This is a genomic window from Arthrobacter sp. E44 (assembly GCF_041877125.1).
GTDB lineage: Bacteria > Actinomycetota > Actinomycetes > Actinomycetales > Micrococcaceae > Arthrobacter.
Map to the genome: position 1 here is coordinate 153,961 of NZ_JBHDJA010000006.1, position 26,426 is coordinate 180,386.

Annotated in this window: 22 protein-coding genes, 1 tRNA gene and 1 riboswitch; of the genes, 11 read left to right on the forward strand and 12 right to left on the reverse strand. The window is 65.8% G+C overall.

Going from position 1 to position 26,426, the window contains the following annotated elements:
* The first annotated feature begins 33 nt into the window (after positions 1 to 33).
* Both manD and ACETK3_RS07770 read left to right on the forward strand, forming a co-directional pair.
* Entirely contained in the window at positions 34 to 1,263 is a 1,230-nt protein-coding gene (gene manD / locus ACETK3_RS07765) for a D-mannonate dehydratase ManD (RefSeq protein WP_236821212.1), read from the forward strand.
* Positions 1,264 to 1,377: 114 nt separating this feature from the next.
* Positions 1,378 to 3,633 (forward strand): gluconokinase, GntK/IdnK-type, encoded by a 2,256-nt coding sequence (locus ACETK3_RS07770; protein WP_306971004.1) that lies wholly within the window; start codon positions 1,378 to 1,380, stop codon positions 3,631 to 3,633.
* A gap of 80 nt (positions 3,634 to 3,713) precedes the next feature.
* Here ACETK3_RS07770 and ACETK3_RS07775 read toward each other — a convergent pair whose 3' ends face one another.
* Positions 3,714 to 4,595, reverse strand: a complete 882-nt coding sequence (locus ACETK3_RS07775; RefSeq protein ID WP_306970940.1) for a Rho termination factor N-terminal domain-containing protein — start codon at positions 4,593 to 4,595, stop codon at positions 3,714 to 3,716.
* 207 nt (positions 4,596 to 4,802) lie between these two features.
* Here ACETK3_RS07775 and ACETK3_RS07780 point away from each other — a divergent pair, with 207 nt between their 5' ends.
* A complete protein-coding gene (locus ACETK3_RS07780; protein WP_306970943.1) occupies positions 4,803 to 5,639 on the forward strand; it encodes a hypothetical protein in 837 nt (278 codons plus the stop codon).
* Between the two features lie 443 nt (positions 5,640 to 6,082).
* Here the strand turns inward: ACETK3_RS07780 and ACETK3_RS07785 are convergent, their stop codons facing one another.
* The 3 genes from ACETK3_RS07785 to ACETK3_RS07795 form a co-directional block, all read right to left on the reverse strand.
* The gene (locus ACETK3_RS07785) at positions 6,083 to 6,940 is read right to left on the reverse strand and encodes an alpha/beta fold hydrolase (RefSeq protein ID WP_373992703.1); all 858 of its coding nucleotides are present in this window, start codon (positions 6,938 to 6,940) and stop codon (positions 6,083 to 6,085) included.
* Positions 6,937 to 7,653 carry a CPBP family intramembrane glutamic endopeptidase gene (locus ACETK3_RS07790; RefSeq protein ID WP_373992704.1) on the reverse strand — a complete coding sequence of 239 codons (717 nt, stop codon included), beginning with the start codon at positions 7,651 to 7,653 and terminating at the stop codon, positions 6,937 to 6,939. The genes ACETK3_RS07785 and ACETK3_RS07790 overlap by 4 nt, the downstream gene beginning before the upstream one ends.
* Before the next feature lie 264 nt (positions 7,654 to 7,917).
* Positions 7,918 to 8,481 carry a hypothetical protein gene (locus ACETK3_RS07795; protein WP_306970948.1) on the reverse strand — a complete coding sequence of 188 codons (564 nt, stop codon included), beginning with the start codon at positions 8,479 to 8,481 and terminating at the stop codon, positions 7,918 to 7,920.
* A 199-nt stretch (positions 8,482 to 8,680) separates the two neighbouring features.
* On the opposite strand from ACETK3_RS07795, the gene ACETK3_RS07800 reads away from it, so the two are divergent.
* Positions 8,681 to 9,733, forward strand: coding sequence for an alpha/beta fold hydrolase (locus ACETK3_RS07800; RefSeq protein WP_236821214.1), 1,053 nt, complete (start codon positions 8,681 to 8,683; stop codon positions 9,731 to 9,733).
* A gap of 26 nt (positions 9,734 to 9,759) precedes the next feature.
* On the opposite strand, the gene ACETK3_RS07805 is transcribed toward ACETK3_RS07800, so the two are convergent.
* Both ACETK3_RS07805 and ACETK3_RS07810 read right to left on the reverse strand, forming a co-directional pair.
* Entirely contained in the window at positions 9,760 to 10,443 is a 684-nt protein-coding gene (locus tag ACETK3_RS07805) for a hypothetical protein (protein WP_236801031.1), read from the reverse strand.
* 140 nt (positions 10,444 to 10,583) lie between these two features.
* A tRNA-Ser gene (locus ACETK3_RS07810) sits at positions 10,584 to 10,673 on the reverse strand.
* A gap of 184 nt (positions 10,674 to 10,857) precedes the next feature.
* On the opposite strand from ACETK3_RS07810, the gene ACETK3_RS07815 reads away from it, so the two are divergent.
* The 4 genes from ACETK3_RS07815 to ACETK3_RS07830 all read left to right on the forward strand — a co-directional run bounded on the left by ACETK3_RS07815 (position 10,858) and on the right by ACETK3_RS07830 (position 15,234).
* The gene (locus ACETK3_RS07815) at positions 10,858 to 12,444 is read left to right on the forward strand and encodes a DUF222 domain-containing protein (RefSeq protein WP_373992705.1); all 1,587 of its coding nucleotides are present in this window, start codon (positions 10,858 to 10,860) and stop codon (positions 12,442 to 12,444) included.
* A 226-nt stretch (positions 12,445 to 12,670) separates the two neighbouring features.
* Positions 12,671 to 13,711, forward strand: a complete 1,041-nt coding sequence (locus ACETK3_RS07820; protein WP_373992706.1) for a zinc-binding alcohol dehydrogenase — start codon at positions 12,671 to 12,673, stop codon at positions 13,709 to 13,711.
* A gap of 3 nt (positions 13,712 to 13,714) precedes the next feature.
* Complete coding sequence (locus tag ACETK3_RS07825) at positions 13,715 to 14,110, forward strand: 6-carboxytetrahydropterin synthase (RefSeq protein ID WP_306970956.1); 396 nt, start codon at positions 13,715 to 13,717, stop codon at positions 14,108 to 14,110.
* Positions 14,111 to 14,112: 2 nt separating this feature from the next.
* Positions 14,113 to 15,234, forward strand: coding sequence for a glycosyltransferase family 4 protein (locus ACETK3_RS07830; protein ID WP_373992707.1), 1,122 nt, complete (start codon positions 14,113 to 14,115; stop codon positions 15,232 to 15,234).
* Between the two features lie 26 nt (positions 15,235 to 15,260).
* Here the strand turns inward: ACETK3_RS07830 and ACETK3_RS07835 are convergent, their stop codons facing one another.
* The gene (locus ACETK3_RS07835; protein WP_306970961.1) at positions 15,261 to 15,770 is read right to left on the reverse strand and encodes a nucleoside deaminase; all 510 of its coding nucleotides are present in this window, start codon (positions 15,768 to 15,770) and stop codon (positions 15,261 to 15,263) included.
* 56 nt (positions 15,771 to 15,826) lie between these two features.
* Here ACETK3_RS07835 and ACETK3_RS07840 point away from each other — a divergent pair, with 56 nt between their 5' ends.
* The 3 genes from ACETK3_RS07840 to ACETK3_RS07850 are packed head-to-tail and all read left to right on the forward strand — an operon-like array spanning position 15,827 to position 17,760.
* Complete coding sequence (locus ACETK3_RS07840) at positions 15,827 to 16,651, forward strand: phosphatase PAP2 family protein (RefSeq protein ID WP_236802781.1); 825 nt, start codon at positions 15,827 to 15,829, stop codon at positions 16,649 to 16,651.
* A 12-nt stretch (positions 16,652 to 16,663) separates the two neighbouring features.
* Positions 16,664 to 17,299, forward strand: a complete 636-nt coding sequence (gene upp, locus ACETK3_RS07845) for a uracil phosphoribosyltransferase (RefSeq protein ID WP_142030188.1) — start codon at positions 16,664 to 16,666, stop codon at positions 17,297 to 17,299.
* Positions 17,300 to 17,343: 44 nt separating this feature from the next.
* The gene (locus ACETK3_RS07850; RefSeq protein WP_373992708.1) at positions 17,344 to 17,760 is read left to right on the forward strand and encodes a glyoxalase superfamily protein; all 417 of its coding nucleotides are present in this window, start codon (positions 17,344 to 17,346) and stop codon (positions 17,758 to 17,760) included.
* A gap of 177 nt (positions 17,761 to 17,937) precedes the next feature.
* Here ACETK3_RS07850 and ACETK3_RS07855 read toward each other — a convergent pair whose 3' ends face one another.
* The 5 genes from ACETK3_RS07855 to ACETK3_RS07875 form a co-directional block, all read right to left on the reverse strand.
* Entirely contained in the window at positions 17,938 to 18,690 is a 753-nt protein-coding gene (locus tag ACETK3_RS07855; RefSeq protein ID WP_373992709.1) for a hypothetical protein, read from the reverse strand.
* Positions 18,691 to 18,695: 5 nt separating this feature from the next.
* A riboswitch (cyclic di-AMP (ydaO/yuaA leader) is annotated at positions 18,696 to 18,856 on the reverse strand.
* Between the two features lie 171 nt (positions 18,857 to 19,027).
* On the reverse strand, positions 19,028 to 21,118 hold the full coding sequence (locus ACETK3_RS07860; RefSeq protein WP_373992710.1) for an ArnT family glycosyltransferase: 2,091 nt from the start codon (positions 21,116 to 21,118) through the stop codon (positions 19,028 to 19,030).
* Positions 21,119 to 21,142: 24 nt separating this feature from the next.
* Positions 21,143 to 23,347, reverse strand: coding sequence for an ArnT family glycosyltransferase (locus ACETK3_RS07865; protein WP_373992711.1), 2,205 nt, complete (start codon positions 23,345 to 23,347; stop codon positions 21,143 to 21,145).
* Positions 23,344 to 24,819: a glycosyltransferase gene (locus ACETK3_RS07870; protein WP_373992712.1), complete on the reverse strand. Its 1,476-nt coding sequence runs from the start codon at positions 24,817 to 24,819 to the stop codon at positions 23,344 to 23,346. The genes ACETK3_RS07865 and ACETK3_RS07870 overlap by 4 nt, the downstream gene beginning before the upstream one ends.
* A gap of 120 nt (positions 24,820 to 24,939) precedes the next feature.
* Positions 24,940 to 26,418 carry an ATP-binding protein gene (locus ACETK3_RS07875; RefSeq protein ID WP_373992713.1) on the reverse strand — a complete coding sequence of 493 codons (1,479 nt, stop codon included), beginning with the start codon at positions 26,416 to 26,418 and terminating at the stop codon, positions 24,940 to 24,942.
* Positions 26,419 to 26,426 lie beyond the last annotated feature (8 nt).

Sequence of the window (26,426 nt, forward strand, 5' to 3'; positions counted from 1 at the left end):
CTTTTTCACTTCCGGAAGGAACAGTTAGATCCCATGAAAATCATTGCCGCCGATGTGTTTGTGACCAGTCCGTCCCGGAACTTCGTCACCCTCCGGATCACCACCGAGGATGGTGTGACCGGTATTGGGGACGCCACGCTGAACGGTCGCGAGCTGGCGGTTGCCGCGTATCTGCGGGAGCATGTGGCGCAGTTGTTGATCGGGAAGGATCCGCACCGGATTGAGGATACGTGGCAGTTCCTGTACCGGAGTGCGTATTGGCGGCGGGGTCCGGTGACGATGGCGGCGATCGCTGCGGTGGATATGGCGTTGTGGGATATCAAGGGCAAGCTGGCAGGGATGCCGGTGTACCAGTTGCTCGGTGGTGCTTCCCGGAGCGGGTTGCGGGCGTACGGGCATGCCTCGGGGGCCGATATTGAGTCGTTGTTTGATTCGGTGCGCGAGCATTTGGAGTTGGGGTATAAGTCGATCCGGATCCAAACCGCAGTTCCAGGCATCAAGGCTGTGTATGGGGTCGCGGCGCAGGCCCAGGCGTCGGGGGAGCGGTATGACTATGAGCCGGCGGGCCGGGGTGCGTTCCCGGTGGAGGAGGACTGGGACACCAGGGCGTACCTGCGGCATTTGCCTTCGGTGTTTGAGGCGGTGCGGAATGAGTTCGGTCCGGAGATCCCGTTGTTGCATGATGGGCATCACCGGATGACGCCGATCCAGGCGGCGAAGCTGGGCAAGGCCCTGGAGCCCTATGATCTGTTCTGGTTGGAGGACTGCACGCCGGCGGAGAACCAGGAGGGGCTGCGCCTGGTGCGCCAGCACACCACGACGCCGCTGGCGATCGGGGAGATCTTTAATACGGTGTGGGATTACCAGACGCTGATCAAGGAGCAGCTGATTGATTACGTCCGGGCGGCGTCCACGCACTTTGGCGGGATCTCCCCGTTGAAGAAGGTGATGGATTTCGCCGCGCAGTACCAGATCAAGTCCGGGTTCCATGGGCCGACGGATATTTCCCCGGTGGGGTTCGCGGCGCAGCTGCACGTGGGGTTGGCGATCCACAACTACGGGATCCAGGAGTACATGCAGCATTCGGTGAAGACCAACGAGGTGTTCGAGCAGTCCATGACGTTCGTGGACGGGTACCTGCACCCGGGCGACAAGCCCGGCATCGGCGTGGAATTCAACGAAGAAGCCGCCGCAGCTTACCCGTACCAGCAGGCCTACCTGCCCTACAACCGCCTCGTCGACGGCACCGTCCACGACTGGTGAAACCGGCCCGCGGCCGGTAAGAATGCCCACGGCTGAAAACTGCCCACACGGGTGAGAAGGAAAATTTCGGTGAACAACAACAACCCCACCCCTGCCAAACCCCGTGTTGTGGTCATGGGGGTCTCCGGCTGCGGCAAGACAACGGTTGGCGGCCTCGTGGCCCGCGAACTCGGCGTCCCGTTCCTCGATGGCGACTCCCTGCACCCCGTGGAGAACGTGGCCAAGATGGCGGCGGGCCATCCGCTGACCGACGAGGACCGCTGGCCCTGGCTGACGATCGTGGGCCGCGAGCTGGCTGCCGCCGGGGACAGCGGGCTGGTCCTGGCCTGTTCCGCGCTGCGGCGAACCTACCGGGACGCCATCCGGGAACAGGCTCCGGACACCATCTTCCTGCACCTGAACGGCAGCAAGGAGGTCCTCGCCCAGCGTGTGGGCGGCAGGGCCGGGCACTTCATGCCACCCGCGCTGCTGGACTCCCAGCTCGCCACCCTCGAACCACTGCAGGAGGACGAGCGCGGCGTGGTGGTGGACATCGCCGCGCCCGTCCCGGAAGTCGTGGCCGGGGCACTCAACTGGATTGCCGCCGTCGTACCTTCTCCCACGGGGGCACAGGGCAGCCGGCCGCGGCAGTTCGACGTCGACCTGGCCGCCACCCCGTTCAATCTCGACGACGACGCGGTCGCCTGGGTGGAGGGCACCATTGGTGCAATGACGCTCGAGGAGAAGATCGGGCAGCTGTTCATCAACCACAACAACGACTACTCACCCGAGTACCTTGACGGGGTGCTGGAGAACTACCACGTGGGCGGCATGCGTTACCGTCCGGGTCCGTCCGCTGCGGTGCAGGAACACATCCGCTACGCGCAGTCCAAGTCCCGGATTCCGTTGCTGGTTGCGTCCAATCCGGAGATGGGCGGGGCCGGCAGCTGCGACGACGGAACGTTCGTATCCACGCATCTGCAGGCGGGCTCGCATCCGGACAAGAACATTGCCCGGCAGATGGGGCAGGTGGCCGGGGTGGAGACGGCGGCCCTGGGCTGCAACTGGGCCTTCGCACCGATCGTGGACATCCACTACAACTGGCGGAACACGGTCATTTCCACGCGCTCCTTCGGCAACACGCCGGAAGTTGTGGTGGAGCGGGCCAAGGAGTACTTCGACGGCATCAGCGAATCACCCACGGCATGCGCCGTGAAGCACTTCCCGGGGGACGGTATGGATGAGCGGGACCAGCACGTGGTCACGTCCTACAACACCCTCCCCTACGAGGAGTGGAACCGGACGTACGGACACGTGTACCGGGAGATGATTGCGCATGGCGTGCAGTCCATCATGGCCGGCCACATCGGGGCGCCTGAGGTATCCCGGCATTTCCGGCCCGGGCTGTCCGACTCCGAGGTCCTGCCTGCCACGTTGTCCCCGGAACTCCTGCAGGACCTGCTGCGCGGGGAACTCGGGTTCAACGGCCTGGTGCTCACCGATGCTTCGCAAATGGTTGGGCTGACCCAGGCCATGAGGCGCAAGGACCTGGTGCCTGCCACCATCGCGGCGGGCTGTGACATGTTCCTGTTCTTCCGGAACCCCGCCGAGGACTTCCAGTACATGATGGACGGCTACAAGTCCGGGATCATCACCGAGCAGCGGCTGCATGATGCGCTGCGACGGATCCTGGGATTGAAGGCGTCGCTGGGGCTGCACCGGAAATCTGCTGATGAGCTGGTTCCGCCTGCCGAGGCGCTTGCCGTTATTGGGTCTGCTGAGCACCGTGCCGTAGCCGCTGAGATTGCAGACAAGACGGTGACGCTGGTCAAGGACACGGCCGGTAACCTGCCCATCACGCCTGCGACGCATCCCCGGATCCGCTTGTACGGCATCTCCGGCGGGGCAGACTTTACCCGGGCCGATCCGCTGGCCTACCTCGAGGTGGTGAAGGAGGAACTGGAAGCTGCCGGGTTCCAGGTGCACCTGTTCCGGACCGCTGAGCAGCGCGAAGCGGCCGGGGAGGCCGGGATGAACTTTATGCGGGTCCTGGCAGAGGAGGCCACCGGCGACTACGCGGAAAAGTACGACGCCGCCTTTGTCTTCGCCAACGTGAAAGGCTTCGCGCAGGAGGCTGCCATCCGGATCAAATGGTCGTCTCCCATGGCGGCCGAGATCCCCTGGTACGTCACGGAAGTGCCCACAGTGTTTGTGTCCCTGAACCAGCCGAACCACCTGATCGACGTGCCCATGGTCAGGACCGCCATCCACGCCCACGCGGGAACACGGGAAGCAATCCGGGCCGCCGTAGAGAAGATCCAAGGCAAATCGGAGTTCCAGGGAACATTCAACGAGAACGTGTTCTGCGGGTCGTTTGATACACGGCTCTAGGACTGTTGGACATGCAGGAGGCGCCACCGCAACAGCGATGGCGCCTCCTGCATGATCCGCTCAATGTGGTGCGGTTGCCCCTAGGCGTCTTCACGCTCCGGGTTCTCCAGTCGGAAGAAGTTGGACTGGTTCCCGTCCGTCCGCTCTTCCTGGTAGATGAAGTTCAGCCGCCGGTCGTCAAACGTCTTGAACCATTCCTCCCAGCTGACTTCGCGAAGGTCGGCGTCCCGATCCCGGAAATCAATGCGCAGGACACCCAGGTGGTCGCCATGCTCGGTGCCCTCGACTGTGGCAGGGACACCGCCGCGTTCTTCGGCCCACTGCCTGATGACTTCATGGTGCGTGGTTGCCAGGCTGCGGCCTTCGCGCTCGGGCTGCTCCTCCGTGGAGGTGATTTCCTGCGAGTACTTCAGCGACTTGGACGAGTCATCGCCGTAGCGGACCTTGCCGCCGTCGGGGCCGGCGCCCAAGTCTTCGGAGTCTCCGCCGGCGTCCTCATTCCGGCTGCCTCCGCCGCTGGCACCGTCCTGCCGGGCCTTGGCCACCTCTTTCACCAGCTCTTCCTTGCGCATGCCGGAGGCGCCGGGGATGTGGTCTTCCCGGGCCTCCCTGCGGAGTTCATCCACCTTCATGCTGCGCAGCTCGGTTTCGCTCACGTCGGGGGTGTTGGGGGTCTGGTTGCCGGGCTCGTCACGGCCTTCCTTGCCGCTGCCTTCCTTGCCACTGCTGGACCGCCCGGAGTTCCCTGAGCCGGAGCGGGAAGCTTCCTTCCGCCCGCCGTCGTGGTCCTCCTGCCGGGCCTTGGCCACCTCTTTCACCAGCTCTTCCTTGCGCATGTCCGAAGCGCCGGCGATGTGTTCTTCCCTGGCCTCCTTGCGGAGCTCATCCACCTTCATGCTGCGCAGTTCCGTCTCGCTCACATCGGGCGTGTTCGGTGTCTGGTTACCGGGCTTGTCACTCATGTCAGGTCCTCCTTTTGCAGAACTCTTTTGCAGAATCGACAAATAATAAGGCTGCTTACTTTCTAGCGTGTGCCGGATGTCGGCGTCAAGCATCGGCGCCCGACGCGCCACACATGCACTGCACTTACCGGCGGGGCCTTTGGACTCTGGGGGCGGCCCAATCACTGTTTGTAGGCTCCATGCATTCCGGTGACAAGGAGGTTTGGCATGGGAAACGCGTTGTCGGGTTTCCTGGCATTCATGGGGCCGTCCGTGCGCGGGCACCGGGCTCAAACTGGGTTCCGCTGGCGAAAGTCGGGTTTTCTCGGCGGAGCGGCCGCGGCCGGGATTTTCACGCACGCGGTCCTGCCGCGTGTGCTGGGGGCCTGGGGCGCGACCAAGCTGGAAAGGACCATGCCCCTTCCGGGCGACCGCCTGATTCCGGATCCCGACGAAGTACAGACCATGGCAGTAACGATCTCCGCCCCTCCGGACGAGGTCTGGCCATGGTTGGTTCAAATGGGTGTGGACCGCGCTGGCTTGTATTCCTATACCTGGGTGGAGAACGGATTGCTCCATCTGGGCGTTACCAATGCTGACCGCATCCACCCTGAGTGGCAGGACCTGAAGGTTGGCGACATCATTGCCTTCACGCCGGAAGGCTATCCGGGAGGAAGGATAGGGCCACGCGTGGTGGAGTTGGAGAGCGCGCGCTACCTGGTGCTCGATTCAAGCCCTGGCGCCCCTCCCGGAACAGTCACCGGCACGTGGCAGTTCGTCCTCCACGGTTCCGGTGCCAGGGGAACCAGGTTGCTGCTGCGGACGCGATCGGGCCCTGGCCGGCCGCCCGCGCTTCGGGTCATGGACTTCCTCCTCCGCCCTGGTTACCTCGTCATGGACCGTGCCATGCTGCTGGGCATCAAGAAGCGCGCCGAGGGGGACGCCCACGTCGTCGGGGGCGTCGTGATCCTGGTGACGATCAGCTTTCCGTTTGCCGGGCTTCCCGCACGGCACTCACCCGGCCGTGTTCAGACAACCACTTCAGGGCTTCGGGTTCTTTGGTGAAATATGCCGTGGGGGTCAGGGACCGCTGCGAAAATGCGGCCACGACTTTGCCCATTGCCCCATCCCCGATGAGGGCCGCGGCGGAGAATCCGCGGTAAGCGTTCATGCCAGCCCTGGCCTCCGGCGTTAACCCGGCAACACCAGCGAGATCAACCAGGAGAGGCAAAGTGCGGCCACCGCTTAAGCCCTCCAGAACCCGGGCTGCGTGCACCGCCATCTGGTAAGTGATGTGGACATCCGGGACCCACTGCAACCGCAGCATGTCCCCGTCGCAAGAGGCAGTGAAGAATTCGTTCATTCCTGTCCTGGTTCTCGTAGGCGGGCTTGTATTCCAGACGCTTGACTAATTGAAACCCCATTCTGCCGGACAGGTAGGACAAAAAGTCCAGGGGCAGGTATCCCAACTCCGGGGGGCGGTCTACGTGACGGTGGTTCGCCGGATGTCAGCCCAGCGCCTTTTCCAGCCACTGCACACAGGCCTCTGGTTCCAGCAGCGCCGCGGTGTGACCGGCGAGGCCCATCGAAATCGTCTGCACTGGCCTGCCCAGCAGCCTTTGGAGCCGGGGGATGTCGCGGGTGGCCTGGGTGCGGTCATTCTCCGCCCGCAGCACCACAGCGTCTCCGTGCCACTGCTGAAACCGTTCCCGACGCACCAGTTGCCTCCTGGCCACGTCAGCTGCGACCGCGAAATGCGACACAATATCCGCCCGGGTGAGGTCGTGCCGGACAGTGTGGCGAAGGACCGCCGCCCAGTCGCCGTCGGGATCCGACCCGGCCGGGAACAGGCCGGTAAGGCCGGCGAGCAGCAGGGAAGCCGACCAGCGCTTGGGCAGCACCCGCGCTGCGAAAGTTGCCACTGTCAGGGCCGGTACCCAGAGCAGGCCGTAGTCGGCCGGTCCGCTGCTGGACAGCACCAGCCGGCCGATCCGTTCGGGATGGGAAGCAAGGAACGCCTGGGCGAGCAAACCGCCGTAGGACTGGCCCGCCACGTCGCAGCGCGCAATCCCTTCCGCGCGCAGGATGGCCGAGACGCCGTCGTCGAAATCGGCAAACCGCTTCACGTGGGGGTAATCCGGCGCCACCACCGTGTGGCTGCGCGCAAGGCGCCCAAGGAAGTCATATCCCAGCCCAGCCCGGCGCAGGCCGCCGGTGAGCCAGAGCACGGGCGGTCCTTCGCCCAGCCTTACATAGCGCCATTCCACCTCACCGGCCCTGAGTTTCCGGCCGTGGGCAGCGACGAAACGCCGTGCTGCCGACAGGATTGCCTCCCCGGCCGGCACCCGTGGAAGTTGGGCCGTCATGTCGACACCCGTGCGCGCCGGCGTTCGGTGAGAAGGACGACAGCGGCAATCACCCAAAAGGCCGCACCCCAGCTGAGGGCCGGAGCCAGGATGGCAATTCCTGATGCGTTTCCGGAGGCCGCCATGAAGGAGTTGATGAAGGCACCCGCGGCAAGGGGCGCGTGCATCAGCACCGCCAGGAGGAGACTCCCGGTCCGGTCGTAAAGCCAAACCATCAGCATCCGGTAACCGGGCAGCCAGGCAAAGAGGAACACGGCAACGATAAGGGCGGCAGGTATGGCCCCTGAAGGATCAGTGCTGTTGGCGAACATGGGGTAGTGCCAGGCACCCCAAAAGGCGGCCATGATCAAGGCCGTGGACACAACACCGTGCCGCCGGCGCAGGCGGGGCAGCGCGAAACCAGTCCAGCCCACCTCTTCCAGCATGCCGACTATCAACCCCACCGCAATCCCGGCCAAAATGATGGTCACCAGCTCGCCCGACGTCGGCACGCCGCCGTAGTAACCGGGAAAGACGACGGCCACTGCCACGGCCGTCGCAGCCATGACCAGCGGAGCGGTGAGGAGCGCCAGCGCATACCAGCGGGCACCCACCCTCCACCGGCGGAGGCGGCTGCCCATGTCCCGAAGCCCCGCCTTTCCGTCCAGGAGGCTGGTGAGGATGACGGATGCGGCGGCGGGTCCCAGGGGCGCCAGCGTAAGTCCAACAGCCATTGGGACCGGTGCGAAGCCAATGACCGCTGCCATCCCGCCCCAAGACAAGACAAAGGTTAGGGCGTAATAGGTGGATACAGGGTGCCGACGGACCAACGAGGTGAACCCTTTCCCGGCAGCGCCAGGTACCAGCGGCAATCCATGCTGTGGCTGTGCGGTCATCACAGACCTCCTGCCTTGGCCGACACCCGTTTTGGATATGGCGGCTAATGATCCTTCAACCCCAGCTTGGTCGGGCGGGGCCAGCGATACCAGGGCCTTTCGTCAGGGGGAATTCTCAGGGGACTGTGCAGGGCTGGGCATAGGTACCCGGCCTGTCACGCGTACTCCGCCGACGGCTCCTGTCCAGGGGGTATCGCCGGGTGCCGGCAACACCAGGTGGGCGAAAACGTACCCCTGCTGCAGCTCCAAGACTTGCGTGGTGGCTCCACGGCAATCCAGCGTCAGCTCGACGGGCTGGAAGCGAGCGCCGGGATGCTCCTGCCCGACGGCGACCGTGGCACCGGAAGCGCCGGCACAAGCGGCTGTAACGGTGAACTGCCCGGCTGCCGGGACTTCCGCCGTCGTGCCAAAGCCCCTGACCGGGCCATCAAGGGGACCCTCCTCAAAAAGGAGGACCGGGCCCGGCACTGCCTTGAGGAGCCTGTCCAGCTCACGGTAGTTGTGGACCTCACGCTCCAGGACCAGGGGATCAATGGAGGGCGCGGGGGAGTTAGTCGCCTGTGCCGGGCCGGGTGTTGGAGTCCGCGCAGGCTCGTCGTATTGGTAGGAACAGCCCGCTGCCGCACCTGCTGCAATCAACAGGGACAAGCTGGATACACGCCCCATCCACCTGCCCTTGGTTCCCACATTTTTAATCGTGGGCAGGGGAGCGGTGCAAAGTAAACACTGCTCCTCCAGATTGATGCAAACGGCACCGCTTCCCTTGTTTCAGTGGGCCCACAACGAAGGGTGGGAGGTGCCGGGACTTCAGGCCCTAGGCCGCCGTACTCAAGCGGCAGGAGGCTGAGGCAAGGAGGTGACAACAATGGAGATGCCGCGAACCCGTGCCAACAGCGAGTCTCCGAGGAATCGGCAGTCTCCACGGAGTTCGGTAAGGGGCTGGGGCACGGCTGGCGGCATTGCGGCCCTATCGGCAGTTGCGAGGTATGGCACGTGGGCAGCCACTCGCAGGAAGGGCCGTCTTTCCGGGTTTCGGAGTACTGAAGGAGAGCAGCAGTACCTGCGGGCCTACCAGGACGTACTGGAAGAATGGCCGGCCGCCTACGAGGAGATCGCCGTCGAGACAGCCTTTGGAATAACCCACGTCCTGGTGAGCGGTGACACCGAGGCGCCTCCCCTTGTCCTCCTCCACGCCACCGGGACGAGCTCCACGGGGTGGTTGGCGAACGTGGGACCACTCAGTGCCCGGTGCCGGGTCTTCGCCGTCGACATCGTCGGCGAAGCCGGGAAGTCACACCAAAGTAAGCTGCTTCGGGGCCGGAAAGACTGCGTGCAGTGGCTGTCGTCCGTCCTTGATGGGCTCGGGTTGGAGCGGCCGTCTTTGGTTGGGTGGTCATTTGGGGGCTGGGCCGCACTTGCCTTCACCATCGACAGGCCCGAGCGGGTCGACAAGACGGTGCTCCTCGCACCCTTCGGCTCTCTCGCCCCCTACTCGCGCAGCATTCTGGCTTTCCTCAAGGTTGGTCCTTACCTTCCGTGGGGTCCGCCAGGAGGCCTTGCGCTGCGGATGATGGCACCCGGATACCGGTTCGATGAGAGGTTCGCAAAGCAGTTCATCCTCGGTGGCCGCTACTTCAAGCCCGCAGATCCCCGGGTGAGTGTCTTTCCCAGGCCTTTCACTACCAAGGAGCTCAGTTCTATCCAGGTGCCGGTCCTGCTGATGGTGGGCGACCGGGAGTCCGCGTTCGATCCCCGGATCGCGGTCTCGCAGGCGCGGAACTTCATTCCCGGTGCGCAGACACATCTGGTTCCAGGGGTCGGGCACATGATTGCCATGGAGGCCCAGGCGGTTGTGAACCACGCAATACTGGGATTTCTGCAGGATCTTCCTTTGGAAGGTTTGGCCCGGACGGAATAGGTCCGGACGGAACAGCAGGCCGCTCCTCAGCGGAAGATCTTCTTTCGAGCCGACCTGAAGTGGACGCCCAGCAGCAGGCAGAGGATGGGAAAGACTACGCCGTAGCCAAAGACACCTATCAAGCGGAGGTATGGATTACCGAAAGCAGGGCCTGTCAACCCCAGCAGGCAGAGAAGGCCAGCCAGCAGGAAGGCGGCCCGTATGTACAGGGGGCTGCCAGGGCCGGTGAATGCCACCGCCGCGAACAGCAGTGAGAGGCCGAAGAGGAAGTGCCAGGCTGTGACGTCGGCGGCAAAGAACAGTGACGGTTGGGTGAAGTCATAGATATAGCCGAGGGCCGGATCGCCGACGGGGGCCACCCGGCGGGCCACCAACAATTCGATCAGGTGCACGGTCGAGGTTACCGCTGCCGTGGAGAGCATGAAGCCAAAGGCCAGGACACCGAAAACCCTGGCCGGTGCGGGGGTGAGCTGGAAAATGACGGCGAAAAGTACCACGTGGATGGGCGCCCCAATGACTGTCACTGCTTCAGCTGCCGCCCAGAACGGATCCCGGGGCGCGCCCGAGAATGCCCCACTTGCCCCTACCAGGGCCAGATACACCACATCAAACGCGAAAACGGCCCACGCCGACCACTGGCCCAGCCCAAACAGGTGGCCCTGCACCTCGCGGTCAGAGCCGCGCACCTGTCCTTCCACTGCCTCCGTCACGGCATCGAAAGTAGTGTCAAGGTTCAGAGTTCATAAGTGCCGTAGGTCCCCGCCGTCGGAGGCACTCCCAGTGACTCCTTTTGGCAAAGCAAAAGGCCCTGCTTCCCTCTTTTACAAGAGGGAAGCAGGGCCTTTCTACCTGGCGGTGACGGTGGGATTTGAACCCACGTTGGCTTTTACACCAAACAACATTTCGAGTGTTGCACCTTCGGCCGCTCGGACACGTCACCAACCTCAATAGGGTACCGGAGTAAGGCCTGCATCCCCAAAACGCACGTATAGCGCGGGCTTGGAGCAGGGGCTGGATTCTGCCGATGCATCTGCGAGGTGGCAGATAACTGCAATGCCGGCCCGGAACATTGCGGTCACATGCCACTTCGCGTGAATGTCAGACCCTGCCGCGATGATTGATTCATGGGAACGGCAGCAGTGGTCAAGGCTTATGCGGACATCCGGGCTGCCCTTGCTGTGCTGAACACTGAGGTTGACGGGTGCGGTTCGGACCCGTTTTCGGTGGTTGATCCGTTGGCGGGCTTGGCGGATGGGTGCCTGGACATTCTTGCCGGTGCCCGTGAGGTCGAGGCCGGGTTCGCTGGTTTGAAGGCGAAGGCCGCGGTGAAGTACGCGGAGAGCGCCTCTGTCGTTGCGGGGCCGGATGCGCCAGTGCAGGCGCAGGAGATGGCAGTCGCTGCGGAGGTCGGGTGTGTACTGGCGCTGGGGCCGCGGGCGGCGTCCTCGTTCCTGGCGACTTCGCACGCCGTTGTTTCCTCGTTGCCGCGGACTTTTGCGGGGCTGCAGGCGGGGACGTTGTCCTGGAGTCATGCGGTGGTGATGGCTGATGAGGCCGCGAGCCTGGATGCCGCGGGGGCAGCGGCCTTGGAGGCGCACTTTTTGGACCCGGAGGCGCCAGATAGCGCGAAGGGCTGTCCGGTGGGGCAGCTGCCCGCGCACCGGTTCAGGGTCAAAGCACGGACGTGGCGGGAATGTCACCACGCCGAGAGCACTGAGAAGCGCCATGCCAAGGGGGTCGCGGATCGGCGGGTGGAGTTCCGGCCGGACCAGGACGGGATGGCGTGGCTGTCCGCCTGTCTGCCGGCGGATCAGGCGTTGGCGGGGTGGAACCGGCTCACCGCGATGTCCCGGTCACTGCAGGGGCGCGCGGAGTCCCGGACCATGTCCCAGTTGCGGGCGGACAAGTTCGCTGATGCGATCCTCGGCAGTGGCAGTGGCAGTGGCAGTGGCAGCAATAGGAGCAGTATCAGCGGCCGTGGCGCCAGCGTCACGGATGCGATTGACGAAGCTAATGGTGGTGACGGCGATACCGGTGCCCGTGACAGCGCCGGTGGCAATGGCTGGGACGGACGGGAAGACGTGTCCTCGCCGATCCGGGCGCAGGTTCTGGTCACGGTTCCGGTGTTCTCCCTGATGGGTTTGACCGATGAACCGGCCATGTTGGACGGGTATGGGCCGATCCCGCCCTCGATGGCACGGGACCTGGTCGCGAACGGTGCGGGGTCGTTCTACCGGGTGTTGGTGGATCCGCGGGACGGTGCGCCGCTGGAAATTGGCCGGACAAGTTACCGGGTGACCGGGGCGATGCGGGCCTGGCTGAGGATGCGGGACGGTAAGTGCCCGTTCCCGGGCTGCAGCAACAATTCCTTGGACAACGATGCCGACCACATCCTCGCCTGGGCCAAGGGCGGCACCACCGGGATCAGCAACCTGGGACAACCCTGCCCCAAGCACCACAAACTCCGACACAGCACCGGATGGAAACCCACCCGGGCCACCAAGAACGAACCACCCGGCTGGATCTCACCCGCCGGCCGCCACTACCCAAGCGAACACCAGGACTGGGAACCACCCAAACGGCCCAGGCAGCTGGTGCCGCAACTGAATCCGGCGCAAAGTGCAATCTCAGGTTGCACAGACTTGGTGGTCGGGGGCTTCTCCCTGGGGGAAGCATGCCTTGACGGTATCCTCCATCCGCCCTCCGCCTAGCTGCGGCCTCTCCCTAGCTGTCTGCCTGGTGCCGGGGAAAATCACCGTTGGCTTGCCCGCGGATTGGTAACCCTGAAATGAAACTGCGTCACTAAGCCCCGCCACGAAGCCATGCCTTTCACCGCCCGGGATGCTGTCCGACGTGTCCCGGCAAGCCGCAACGAAACCCGACATCCGCCGTCGGACTTTCCCCCTCGCCACGGGTCCGGATAGATTCATCAGCAAGATGACGAATTCAGAAACTCCCATCCACGCAACCGCATACTGGACCACTGCCAAAGAGCACGGCGAACTCAGGGCGGAAGAAGTTGCCGCCCCCGGACCGGGTGAAGCACTGGTCCGTGCCCTTTACTCGGGCATCAGCAAGGGCACGGAAATGGTGGTTCACGCAGGGGCCGTTCCGCCGCGGGTCGCAGAGGAAATGCGCGCCCCGCACCAGGAGGGCGAGTTCCCCGGCCCGGTGAAGTTCGGCTACCTCTCCGTCGGAGTCGTGGAGGAGGGGCCCGAGGGGTGGAAGGGCCAGCGCGTCTTCTGCCTGAACCCGCACCAGGACCGCTACGTGGTTCCCGTGGAATCCCTAACCCGGATCCCTGACGAGGTCCCCTCGCGCAGGGCGGTCCTCACCGGCACAGTCGAAACAGCTGTAAATGCCCTGTGGGAAGCCGGGCCGCGCCTGGGGGACCGGGTCGCGGTCGTCGGCGCCGGCCTGGTGGGCGGCATGGTGGCTACGCTGCTGCGCACCTTCCCGCTGCAGCGCCTGCAGCTCGTGGACCTTGATCCGGGCAGGAAGCAGCTCGCGGACACGCTGGGTGTGGACTTCGCGCAGCCGGATGACGCCCTGGCCGACTGCGACATCGTTTTCCACTGCTCGGCGTCCCAGGAGGGCCTGGAACGCAGCCTCCAGCTCGCCGGCGATGAAGGCGACGTCATCGAAATGTCCTGGTACGCCAACCGGGAGGTCACCGTACCGCTGGGGGAGGATTTCCACGCGAGGCGCCTATCTATCCGTGCCAGCCAGGTGGGCATGGTGGCACGTGCCCGCCGTCACCGCCGCACCAACGCGGACCGGCTTGACCTCGCCGTATCGCTGCTCAAGGATCCCGTCTTCGACGCGTTCCTGACCGGATCGTGCCGCTTCGAGGACCTGCCGGACGTGGTTCAGAACCTGGCGGATGGCACCCTGCAAGCCCTGTGCCACGTCGTCGAGTACCCCGAAAGCAGCCCCGCCCCCAGTCCAGCCACTGACAACAACGGAAACTTGAGGTAACCCATGTTCAGCCTGACCGTCCGCCGCCACTTCATGATCGCCCACAGCCTTCCCCGTGAAGTGTTCGGCCCCGCACAGGGCCTGCACGGGGCAACCTTCGTTGCGGAGGTGACCTTCCGCCGTCGCGTGCTTAACGCCGACGCGATCGTCCTGGACATCGGTGCCGCCGGCACCATCATCGAGGACGTGCTGGCCGGGCTGAACTACCAAAACCTGGACGAGCACCCGGACTTCGAAGGCAAGCTCACCACCACGGAGGCGCTCGCCGAATACATCACCCAGCAGGTCGCCGCCCAAATCAAGGACAGCGACGACGGCCGGGAACTGGCGGCAATTGACGTCACCCTGCGCGAGAATCCGGACGCGTGGGCGTCTTATTCCCTGGACCTCACCGCGTAGCCGTGCGCCCCATCCGGCTGCTGGTCCCCGGCAACATACGCCACAGCTCAGGCGGAAACGTCTACAACGCGCATCTGGTTGCCGGCCTGCAAGCGCTCGGTGCCGCGGTGGACGTCATCAGCGTCGATGGCGGCTGGCCGGATGCCGGCGCCGACGAACGACGCCGTCTGGGCACCCTGCTCGGGGCGTGGGAATCTGACAAGGCTCCGGGGAATGCCGTGGTCATCGTAGACGGGTTGGTGGCCGTTGGTGCCCCGGACGAACTGGAATTCGCGGCAAATACGGGGCGGGAAACATGGGTCCTGGTGCATATGCCCGTTCCGGAAAGTTCGGGGTCCGCAGCGCTCGACCGCGAAGTCAGGGCCCTGCGTGCAGCAACCGGAGTGGTCTGCAGCAGCGCTTCTGCGGCGTCCGTGCTTACCACGCGGGGACTCCGCCAGGCCCAAGTGGTCCTGCCTGGAGTGGAACCCGCACCCCAGGCTGCCGGTTCCACGCCTCCGCACCTGGCGGTCGTCGCAGCCCTGCTGCCCAACAAAGACCAGGTGCTGACAGTCGAGGCGCTGGCCCGGATCAAGGACCTTGAGTGGACTGCGTCGTTCGTGGGGTCCGACCAGGCCGACCCGGACTACGCGCGGGAGGTCCAGGCTGCCATCACTGCCAACGGGCTGCAGGAACGGGTGCGGCTGGAGGGTGAGCTCACGGGTAGGGACCTCGAAGCCGAATGGGCGCGCACCGACCTGACCCTGCTCGTTTCCCGGATCGAAGCGTTCGGAATGGCGGTCACCGAGTCCCTTGCGCACGGAATCCCGGTACTTGTCCGCGAGGGGACGGGGGCAGTGGAAGCGCTTGGCATCGCCGGGATAAGAGCGGACGACGGCGGGCCGCGCCTTCCGGGGGCAGCGCTGCCACTACCGGCCGGGGCAAGTGAGAGTCCGGGTCGCTTGGCGGAGGTCCTGCGTCGCTGGCTGACGGACGAACAAACCCGGGAAAGCTGGCGGGCAGCAGCGCTGAAAGCGCGGACCAGGCTGCCGGACTGGAGCAGTACCGCCCAGGAGATGCTGGCCCTGCTGTCGGGCGCGGGGCAGCAGGAACCGGCTGAGACTGAAGGTCCGGGCCAGGACTGAAGCGGGCCCCGACTGAACCAACGGGGTTAGAGGCTGTTGCTCCGGTGCCCGGCGAAAAACTCCCGCAGCAGCTGTGCGCACTCTTCCTCGCGGACCCCGGGGTACACCTCGACCCAATGGTTGAGGCGGCGTTCGCGGAGGATATCGAACACCGACCCGGCGGCCCCGGCCTTCTCGTCCCACGCTCCGAACACCACCCGGGGAATCCGCGCCAGCACGATGGCGCCGGCACACATGGCGCACGGTTCCAAGCTGACCACCAGCGTGCAGTCGGACAGCCGCCAGCCGTCGTCGCTGCCGCCGTGGAGCCGTGCCCGTTCCTGTAGCCGTCCGGCCGCCTCCCTGATGGCCACCACCTCGGCATGGGCCGTGGGGTCGCCCAAGGCCTCCCGTTGGTTCCGGCCGGAACCCAGCACATCGCCGTCGGGCCCTATTACCACGGCGCCGATGGGCACGTCCTCCGTGGCGAGGGCCCGCCGGGCCTCAACCAGGGCAAGGCCCATCCAGGCCTTGTGTTTCTTTTCGGGCAACGGCATGGCTCAATGATAGTTTCGAGAGATACTAAGCTTGCGTACTTTTCCTGGGAGGCATGATGAGCAGAGTCCACGAGCGGATGGACAGATGGTTCAAGCCCTACGCCGCCCTTTGGCTGACCCTGATCATCGGCGGGACCGTGGTTGTCATCATGGCCCTGGCCGGCGCCGAGGTCTACGACGACGTAGTGGGCAAGGACGGGCTCGCAAACCTCGATGTTCCGGCCCTCCAGTACGCTGAGTCGCTGCGAAACCCGGGCCTTGATGCCTTTGCCACCGGCTTCACCAACATCGGCGGCGGCATCGGCATGCCCATCCTCGCCAGCATCCTTACCGCGTGGCTGACGTTCCTGAGCCGGACCTGGCGCCCACTCCTCCTGGTGGGCGGCGCGGCAACCGTCTCCATCCTCGCCACCACGTTCGGCAAGAAACTTGTGGGCAGGACCCGGCCGGACCACGCCGATGCGGTCCCGCCTTACGAGGATTCGCCGTCTTTCCCCAGCGGCCATACCCTCAACACCACCGTGGTCATCAGCGTCCTCCTGTACGTTCTTTGCCTGCAGTTCCACCAACTCTGGGTCAGGGTCACGGCAATCACGGCCGGCGTGATTTTCATCATTGCCATGGGGCTGAGCAGGGTATTCCTGGGCCACCACTGGTTGACCGACGTCATGGCCGGCTGGACGCTGGGGCTGGCCTGGGTGGCCATCGTGATCCTGGCGCATCGGTTGTTCCACCTGTTGAGGCGCAAGCAGCATGCGGGTCCGGCCCCCACGTTCGATCGTCCCGTGGTGCGGGACGTCGTCCTCGAATCCGTGCACGACGGCGGCGATGCCGGCAAGCAGGGCGCGTCCGGCAGCCGAGGCAAGGACACCGCCGGATGATAGTTTTGGGGGATGCGCACTCTCGTTGTTGACCACCCCCTGGTCGCCCACAAGCTCACCGTCCTGCGGGACAAGAACACGCCGTCGCCGGTATTCCGCCAGCTGACGGAAGAGCTGGTGACCCTGCTGGCTTACGAGGCCACGCGGGAGGTCCGCACGGAGCCCGTCACCATCCAGACGCCAGTCAGCACCACCATCGGCACGGCATTCACCAAGCCCACACCGCTGGTGGTTCCCATTCTGCGTGCCGGCCTGGGAATGCTGGAGGGCATGACCAAGCTGGTCCCCACGGCCGAGGTGGGCTTCCTGGGTATGGCCCGGGACGAGGAAACGCTGGACATCATCACCTATGCCGAGCGCCTTCCGGAGGACCTGACGGGCCGCCAGGTCTTCGTGCTGGACCCCATGCTGGCCACCGGCGGCACCCTGCGTGAGGCCATCAAGTTCCTGTTCAAGCGGGGCGCTTCCGACGTCACCTGCATCTGCCTGCTGGCTGCCCCTGAAGGCCTGGCCCGGCTGGAAGAGGAACTCTCGGGCGCGAACGTGCACATCGTCCTGGCCTCCATCGACGAGAAGCTCAACGAGAAGTCCTACATCGTTCCCGGCCTGGGCGACGCCGGCGACCGGCTCTACGGCATCGCAGGGTAGTTTTTACCCTTTTTCACTCGTCGTCCTGCCGCTAGCCTGTGCGGATGGACTGGAAACTCGAACTTGTCTTTGTCCCTGTATCCGACGTTGACCGCGCCAAGGACTTCTATGTCAACAAGGTGGGCTTCAACGCGGACTACGACGAGCGGCCGTCGGACCACGTGCGCTTCGTACAGCTGACGCCGCCCGGCTCTGCCTGCTCCATCTGCATGGGCGAGGGGCTTTTGGACGCCCCTCCCGGCACGGGAACCACCCTCCAGATGGTGGTCGACGACATCCAAAAGGCGCATGACCACCTGAAGAACAATGGTGTGGACGTCAGTGACATCGAAGTGCTGCCTTGGGGCCACTTCGTTTACTTCGCCGACCCGGACGGCAATAAGTGGGCCGTCCAGTACATCCCTTGGCGGAATGCCGGGCAGGATGCAGCTCAGGCCGGCAGTACGCCCAGCAACGCTTAAAACAGACCGCGGGCCGCATCGTGATGATGCGGCCCGCGGTCTGTCGCTGGAATCCCCGGCGTTACCCCGTGGCCAAGGCGTACGACGGCGGGTGGCGGGACCAGCCGTCGGCTGTCCTTGGAGCCGGGAGGTTCAGCTGAAGGTTTCCCTTTGCGGCGCTATGCCAGGGAGAGGTGCCTAGTACCAGTTGTGCGCCAGGTGGAAGTTCAGCGCACCGCACGGAGACTGGTAGCTCTTCTTGATGTAATCCAGGCCCCAGTTGATCTGCGTGCGGTAGTTGGTCAGGTAGTCGGCGCCGGCGCTGGCCATCTTCTCTGCAGGCAGGGACTGGACGATGCCGTAGGCGCCGCTGCTGGGATTCGTGGCCGTGGTGGTCCAGTCGGACTCCTTGGTCCACAGCGTCTGCAGGCACTGCATCTGGTCAGGTCCCCAGCCAAAGGTTGCCAGCTGGCCGGCAGCATAAGCCTGGGCACCGGCGGGATCATTCACCGCGACGACGGGTGCCGGCGCAGGAGCGGGTGCCGGAGCCGGGGCAGGAGCCGGGGCGGGTGCCGGAGCCGCGGCAGGTGCCGGGGCTTCCGCTGCGGGGGCCGCCGGTGCAGGCGCGGGGGCTGGTTCCGCTGCCTGGGGGGCTACGCTGATTGCCGCCGGAACGGACGCTGCCGGGTTGGAGCGGATTTCGCTCTTCTCGATGCTCATTTGGGCGTCGGCCGCTGCCGTGGAAGAGTTTGATTCGGTGGATGACACCGGGGTCATGCTGCTGGTTGCCTGGCCTGCCGCGCCTACCCCCACGAGCACCGCGCAGGATGCTGCAAGGATCCCGGCACGCACGCCCAGGCTGGTCTTCTTTGCTGGTTTCTTGGCCGGTTCCTGCTGTGCCAGATGTTTACCCTTGGCATGCAGGCATGCTTCTGCCGTGTTTTTGGACATGATTGATCGCCTCTCACACCTGCGGAGTTAGCTGTCGGGTTCGGATGAGGGCATCCGGCCGCACGGAAAGATCACGTACGTGCTTAACCCCAAGGGCGTTCATCGCCCGGGACGGTGGGTCCCCCGCCTCTGCCGTTGCTCAATCGGAATCCGGGGGAAGCGGCAGAGCTTGGCGTCAACCCGGGATATGCGGCCCGAACGGGAGCCGCACCCAATCGACGGTACAGGAAAAGCGAAGCAAAGTCACATTTAGGTAACGGAAGTCACGGCCTCCAGCGCGCCGGCTTGCTTCTGGCGTGCGGTTGAATCGTTACGTTCAGGACACCAGGCCGTGTTGTTACCGTGCCAGGAGGTAGATAGTGGTGCCGCCGATGCTCTGCGCACTGAAGTTCTGCGAAACCCACTCGGCGATCCGGCCGACGGCATCCGAACCGGAGCTGGACGGCATGGCCCCGCCGGCAATGAAGTAGTGGATTTTTCCCTGCGCGACGAGGTCTTGGAACTGCGCCAGGGTGGGGGAGGGGTCGGTGCCGTTGAAGCCGCCCACGGCCATCACCGGCAGTTCCGTGGCGAGCTGGTACCCGGCGGCATTGTTGGAGCCCACTACCGCTGCTGCCCAGGTGTAATTGGTTGCACCGTCTTTGAGCGCGGCCACAAGATCCGCTGGTGGAGTAGGTGCGCCGAGGAGGCCACCGAGTCCGCCGCCGGGCCTGCCCCCGAAGTTAGCGCCGCCAGGGTTTGTTCCGGCCGGGGCGGCCTGCTGCTGGGAACCCTGCTGCTGGAAGCCCTGCCCCATGGGACCCTGGCCCGTGACGCCCTGTCCGGCGCCCCGGCCCGAAGGGCTCCGACCGGTCGAACTGAAGCCTCCCGGTCCGCGGCCGCCGGCGCCTAAGCCCGAGGCTGGCCCCGCACTGACGATCGCCCCGCTGTGTGCCGTAGCCGCGGTGGTGACGGAGTAGGCCAGCGGACCGGGGAGCGACGCAGCGATGGCGAGGGCCGCCGTCGTCCGCTGCATGGAAGCCAAGCGCAGGAACTTGCCCAGCCCAATGCCTGCTGCGGCTGCCAAACTTCCGCCGAGCACCAGCCAGCGCAGCCAAGGGCCGTAGGCGGACGTGGTTCCCAGCAGGTAGAAGGCCATAAGCGACGCCACGGCCACTGCTGAAGCGAGGAAGATGCGGGCAGCCGCTTGCCTGCGGCGCTGCCACAGGAGAACGCTGCCCAGGCCTGCCATTCCGGCGATTCCCGGTGCCAGTGCCACCGCGTAGTAGGGGTGGATGATGCCGGCCATGAAGCTGAACACCAGGCCCGTTACCAGGATCCACGAGCCCCAGACGATGACGGAAGCGCGGACAACATCTGTTCGCGGAGCCCGCCGCCCCACCCACAGCAGCCCCGCCGCAAGGATGAGTGCGGACGGCAGCAGCCATGCGATCTGGCCGCCGAACTCGCTGTTGAACATCCGGAACAGGCCCGGAACGCCCCAGCCGTTGCCGCCGCCCACACTGCCCGTTTCGTCGCCCGTGAGCCTGCCCAGGCCGTTGTAGCCCAACGTCAGCTCCAGGATGGAGTTGTTCTGCGACCCGCCAATGTAGGGCCGCATGTTCGCCGGCGTCAGCTCGACGGCCAGCAGCCACCAGCCGGCAGAAACCACCATCGCTGCTCCCGCGGCTGCCAGACGGATCAACCGCCGCCGGGTGCCGCCCGGAGCTGCCACCATGTAGGCGAGGGCGAACCCGGGAACCACCAGCAGGACCTGAAGCTGCTTGGCGAGAAACCCAAAGCCCAGGAATACCCCGGCCAGCAGGAGCCACCGAGGCCGGTCCTCCTGGACCGCGCGGAGGAACCCGTACGCGGCTGCTGTCATTAGCAGCACCAGCAGGGCGTCCGGGTTGTTGAACCGGAACATCAGGGTGGCAACCGGGGTGAGGGCAAGGACCGCCGCTGCCAGCAGCCCTGCCCGGTGCGCAAGCCGGACATCACCGGTGGCCGGCGTTGCGGCCCGCCGCACGGCCAGATAGACCAGCCACGCCGAGCCGACCCCCATCAGAGCCTGGGGAACCAGGATGCTCCACGAGCTCAGGCCAAAGATCCGGACCGACAGCCCCATGATCCACAGGGAGGCCGGCGGCTTGTCCACGGTGATGGCATTCGCGGCATCGGAGGAGCCGAAGAACCAGGCTGCCCAGTCCTGCGATCCGGCCTGGGCTGCGGCGGAATAGAACGCGTTGGCCCAGCCCGACGCACCGAGGTTCCACAGGTACAGCACGGCCGTGCCAGCCAGTACAGCTGCCAGTTCCAGCCTCCGGTGGAAGGCCGCACGGTCTCCGCGGAAGGCCGCATGGTCCCGCGTGCCCGGCCGGCCCCGGAGGGTGAATCGCTCCCGCCCCAGTGGATTCCTCCGGGGGCGGGCTGCGGTGGTTACAGGCACGCTGTGCTGGCTGGCCATCGTGTCCTACTTGGTGAGCTGGTAGACGGTTGAGTTGCCTACGGTCTGGGCCTGGAAGTTGGCCTGGACCCAGGCGGCCACTTCGGAGTTGCCGCCGCGGCCGCCCATGCCGCCACCGCCCATGCCTCCGCTTTGGATGAAGTAGCCGATCTGGCCCTTGGCCACCATGTCCTGGAACTCGGCCAGGGTGGGGTAGGGATCGCCGCCGTTCCAGCCTCCGAGGGCAATGACGTTGGTGTCCGTGGCCAGTTCCAGGCTGGCTGCCTGGGTGGCGCCGGAAACGATCGCAGACCACTTTGTGCTGGTGGCCTTCAACAGGGCAGTCACCGCGGCATCGGCAGTTCCTTCGCCGGGACCGCCGGCGCCGCCTGCATCACCGGGGCCACCTGCACCGCCCGGGCCGCCGTCAGGTGCGCCGGTACCGGCTCCGGGGGTGCCGCCGAGGTCGTTCATTGGGTCAAGGCCGTCGGTTCCGGTGGCCGAGTCCGTGGCGGAGTTCCTGCCGTCGGTCCGGTCGCCGCGGAAGCCCGCGGCCCGGTTGCCGAAAGCGCCCGCTGAGCCTGCGGGTCCCGACGTCGGAATGGAGCCTGAGTGTGCGGAGGCAGCGGTGGCCAGGGTCCAGGCACCGGCACCAAGCCCGCCGGCCAAGAGGGATACGACGACGACGGCGGCCGCCCCCGCACGCCGGAACCGTCCGGAGGTGCGCACGGCGTCAAGGCGGAGCAGGATTGCCGCGGCGGCAAGGACACCGAGGATGATGACCGCCACGCGCAGCCAAGGGAGCCAGGATGCGTCCCGGCCCAGGAGGACAGAGGACCAAATCGAGGTGCCCAGGACGGCCACCGCAAGGACAATGCGGGCAGGCCAGTATGTTCGGCCGCGCCAGAGTTCCACCGCACCGATGCCCACCAGTGCCGCGATGGCCGGCGCCAGTGCTACCGAGTAATAGGGGTGGACGATGCCGCTCATGAAGCTGAAGACGCCTCCGGTGACCAAGAGCCAGCCGCCCCACAGAATCAGGGCGGCCCGGCTTGGGGAAGTGCGGGCTTCACGCCGGGTGAACCACAGACCCGCCACCAGCAGGATCAGGGCAGCGGGCAAAAGCCATGAGACTTCACCGCCAAAGCTCGTCCCGAACATCCGTAACATGCCGGCAGCCCCGCCGAATCCAGCGTTGCCGCCCCCGAAGCTGCCTCCGGGCCCGCCTGCAGCACCCCCGGCGGCGCCGCCGGGCATGCCTTCGCCCGAACCGGTGATTCTGGCCAGGCCGTTGTAGCCGAAGGTCAGTTCCAGGAAGCTGTTGGTGGTGGATCCGGCCATGTACGGGCGCTCCGAAGCGGGAGTCAGCTGGAAGAGGGCAACGTAGCTGCCTGCCACGACAACGATTCCGCCCAATGCGCCCAGCAGATGGGCAATGCGGCGCCCGACCGAGGCGGGGGCCGCCCACAGGTAGGCCAGTCCGAGTGCCGGGACGATCAGGAAACCCTGGAGCATCTTGGTGAGGAATGCCAGCCCGATCACGGCACCGGCCGCCGCCAGCCACTTCCAGCCGGCCCGTTCAATGGCGCGGGTGGTGAAATATGCGGCGAGCACCAGGCACAGCGTGAGCATGGCATCCGGGTTGTTGAACTTGAACATAAGTGCCGCCACCGGCGTCAGGGCCAGCGCACCGCCGGCCAACAGGCCTGCCGCCGGTCCCGATACCCGTTTGACGGCCAGATAGAGGAACCCGACGGCGGCCACGCCCATGAGTGCCTCCGGCACCAGCATGCTCAGCGGCGAAAAGCCGAAGATTCGGCCCGCGAGTGCGGGGATCCAGAGCGCCGCGGGCGGCTTGTCGACGGTGATGGCATTGCCGGCATCGAGCGAGCCGAAGAGGAAGGCGGTCCAGTCCTTGGTGCCCGCCTGGATGGCCGCGGCGTAGAAGGAGTTGCCGTAGTCGGTTGCTGCCAGGTTCCACAGGTACAGGACCGCGGTGGCCACCAGGAGCCCCGCCGCTGAGGGCCGCACCCAGCGTGCCTGGTTGCCGAAGGCGTAGCCGGCCCAGCGCGGCATTGGGTTGCGGGCTACGGGTCCGGCAGTTCCAGCGGGTCCTTCCGTGGGGCGTGCAGTGGTGCCGGCGGATGGGTGCTGGTGGTCCGGGTGCAGGGGACCTGTGAGTTGCGCGCTCCCGGTGGAGTCGGCGCCTGCCGGGGAGATGGTGGAGGTCATGAAGCTGCCGTTTCTGTTGAAGTGGTGGCCGTAGCGTTTTCGTCTGTGGCGTCTGTGGCGTCTGTGGCGTCTGTGGCGTCGGTACGGGGTTCGGAACTTGCGTCGTTGGCGCCGGGAGCTGCCGTCGTCCCGGGTGCCTTGTCCCGGAAGACCCATAGCCGGAACAGCAGGAATCGGACTGCGGTGGCCGCAAGGTTCGCCGCCACTACGGTGAGGACTTCCGCCCACCGGTCCGGTGTCGTCGTCCTGTGCACCAGGGCGAGTGCTCCGGAGGTGAGCAGCAGGCCGATGCCGAAAACAATCAGCCCCTCGAAGTGGTGCCGGACCGGGTTGCCGCCCTGGATGCCGAACGTGAAGCGCCTGTTGGCTCCGGTGTTGGCCACCGCGGTGATCAGCAGCGCCAGGAAGTTTGCCAGCTGCGGGTCCACGAAGCCGCGGCAGAACAGGAAGATCAGCAGGTAGGCCAGGGTTGAGGCGGCCCCGATGGCGGCGAACCGGACCAGCTGGCCGAAGAGGCTGCTGCCCGGGGTCTGCTCGTCCGCCCGTGATGACGCCGGCAGCGGACCCCGCGCCAGGGCGGCGCGCAGTTCCGGTACGGGGATGCGGCCGTAGACCAGGTCGCGGGTGAGCCGGGCCATGCCCCGGACGTCCGCCAGCGCCGTCCGGACCACGTCCACACTTGAGTCCGGGTCGTCGGTCCAGTCCACGGGAACTTCATGGACCCGCAGGCCGCAGCGCTCGGCAAGGACAAGGAGCTCCGTGTCGAAGAACCAGGAAGTGTCCACCGTGTAGGGAAGGATCTGCTGGGCGACATCGGCGCGGATGGCTTTGAAGCCGCACTGGGCGTCGCTGAACCGCGCACCCATGAAGGAGTGGAGCATCAGGTTGTAGCTGCGCGAGATGAATTCGCGCTTGGGGCCGCGGACCACGCGGGAATTGCGGGTGAGGCGTGTGCCGATGGCCAGGTCCGAGTGGCCCGAGATCAGGGGCGCCAGCAGCGGGGGCAGGGCTGCAAGGTCGGTGGACAGGTCCACGTCCATGTAGGCCAGGACCGGCGACGGCGACGCCAGCCACACCTTGCGCAGGGCATTCCCCCGGCCCTTCTCGTCGAGGTGGACCACCGCGACCTCGGGGAACTCCCGGGCCAGCCGTTCGGCGATCTTCAGTGTCCCATCCGTGCTGGCGTTGTCCGCCACCGTGATCCGGAAGCTGTGCGGGAAGGTGTCTTGCAGGTGTCCGTGGAGCCTTCGGAGGCATTCCTCAAGATCGCGTTCCTCGTTGAAGACGGGGATGGTGACATCGAGGACGGGAACCGCGGTGCGGGTGTCCACGGGGGCGCGGCGCACGGCACGCCCCCGGGAAGGAAGGCCAGCAGAAGGAAGGCCAGCAGAAGGGAAGCCAGCGGAAGGGAGGCCCGGCGGCACCACCGCGGCGTCCTGCAGGGTTCCTGAAGTGGAGTCGGTGAGCGTCATGAATCAAGAGTGGCGCCGCCGGATTTGTGGGCTTTAGGCACAACCTGTGACGTGCCTGTGTAAGTGCTGCCGCCCCGGTTTTCTGGTCAACGCGCGGTGACCGGCCATTGCCTGGGCAGGTTAGGGCCTGGCCGCCCCGGCGGCGGGGAGGCGCACGGCGAACTCGGTCCGGCCCGGCCGGGAGACCAGTTCCACGGTGCCGCCATGGGCGGCCACGATGGATTCGACAATGGACAGGCCCAGGCCTGATGACCCTTCCGAGCCGGAGCGGGCGGTGTCGGCCCGGGTGAAGCGGGAAAAGATGTTGCCTTGGAATTCGGCCGGGATTCCGGGGCCGTCATCGGTGACCGTGACCACCACACTCCCGTCCGCGGAACGCATGACGCCGGTGATAACGGTGGTGCCCGCAGGTGTGTGCTTCCGGGCGTTGGAGAGCAGGTTTGCCAGCACCTGGTGCAGCTGGGTGGTGTCTCCACGCACGGTGACGGGTTCGTCGGGCAACTTCAGCTGCCAGGTGTGGTCCGGTGCCATGACCTTTTCGTCGCTGACGGTTTCGATGACCAGCTGCGTCAGGTCCACGTCCGTGGCTTCGGTTGCCTTGCCCTCGTCCAGGCGGGCCAGCAGCAGCAGGTCCTCCACCAGGGCGGTCATGCGCTCGGACTGGCTCTGGACGCGGCCCAGCGACTTCTGCCCGTCCTCGGTGAGGTGTTCGGTCATGCGCATCAGCTCCGTGTACCCGCGGATAGCGGTCAATGGAGTTCGAAGTTCATGGGAGGCGTCGGCAACAAACTGGCGCACCTTCATCTCGCTGCGTTGCCTGGCCTCCAGCGCGCTGGAGACATTGTCCAGCATCAGGTTCAGGGCGTGGCCCACGCTGCCCACCTCCGTGGTGGGGTGTGCTGCGGAGGGTGGCACGCGCACTGCGAGCGCCACCTCCCCGGCATCCAGGGGGAGCTTGGACACCTTGGTTGCGACGTCGGAGAGCTGTTCCAGCGGCCGCATGGTCCTGCGGATCAGGGCAGTGCCGGCAAGTCCGATCACGACAAGGCCGCCCAGCGAGACCAGCACCATGGTCAGCACCAGGGACGCCTCGGTGCTTTGCTTCATCGACAGCGGCAGCCCCGTGATCACCACATCGCCGTAAGGGGTTTCTGTGGCCAGCACCCTGTAGTCGCCCTTGGACAGCTCGCGGTCCACCGGCAGGCCATCGTGGGGGAGTGCCTGCAGGGTGGCAACATCAGACGGCGTCAGGGAAGTCCGGGTGAAATCGGTGGAAAGGAAGCCTGCCTCCCTGCTGATCTGCCCGTTCACCACCCGGGCATTCAGCGTTCCCACACTTTGTCCGCGTGCGTCGAGCGGATCCGGGCGGCCGGAGGGGTTGCCTTCGGGCGGTCGGCCACGGGACGCCAGCTTCAGCTGCGCATCCAGTTGGTTGGTGAGGACCACGTCCATCGAGGCATAGCTGGCCACGCCGATCGCGCTGGAGATTGCCACCAGGAGCGCCATTGACAGCAGGATCAGCCGGGTGCGCAGGTGCCAGGTGGCCGGGTTGAACAAGGAGCGGCCGGCAGGCCGGGGGACGCCGGAAAGCGATGACATGCTTTTCC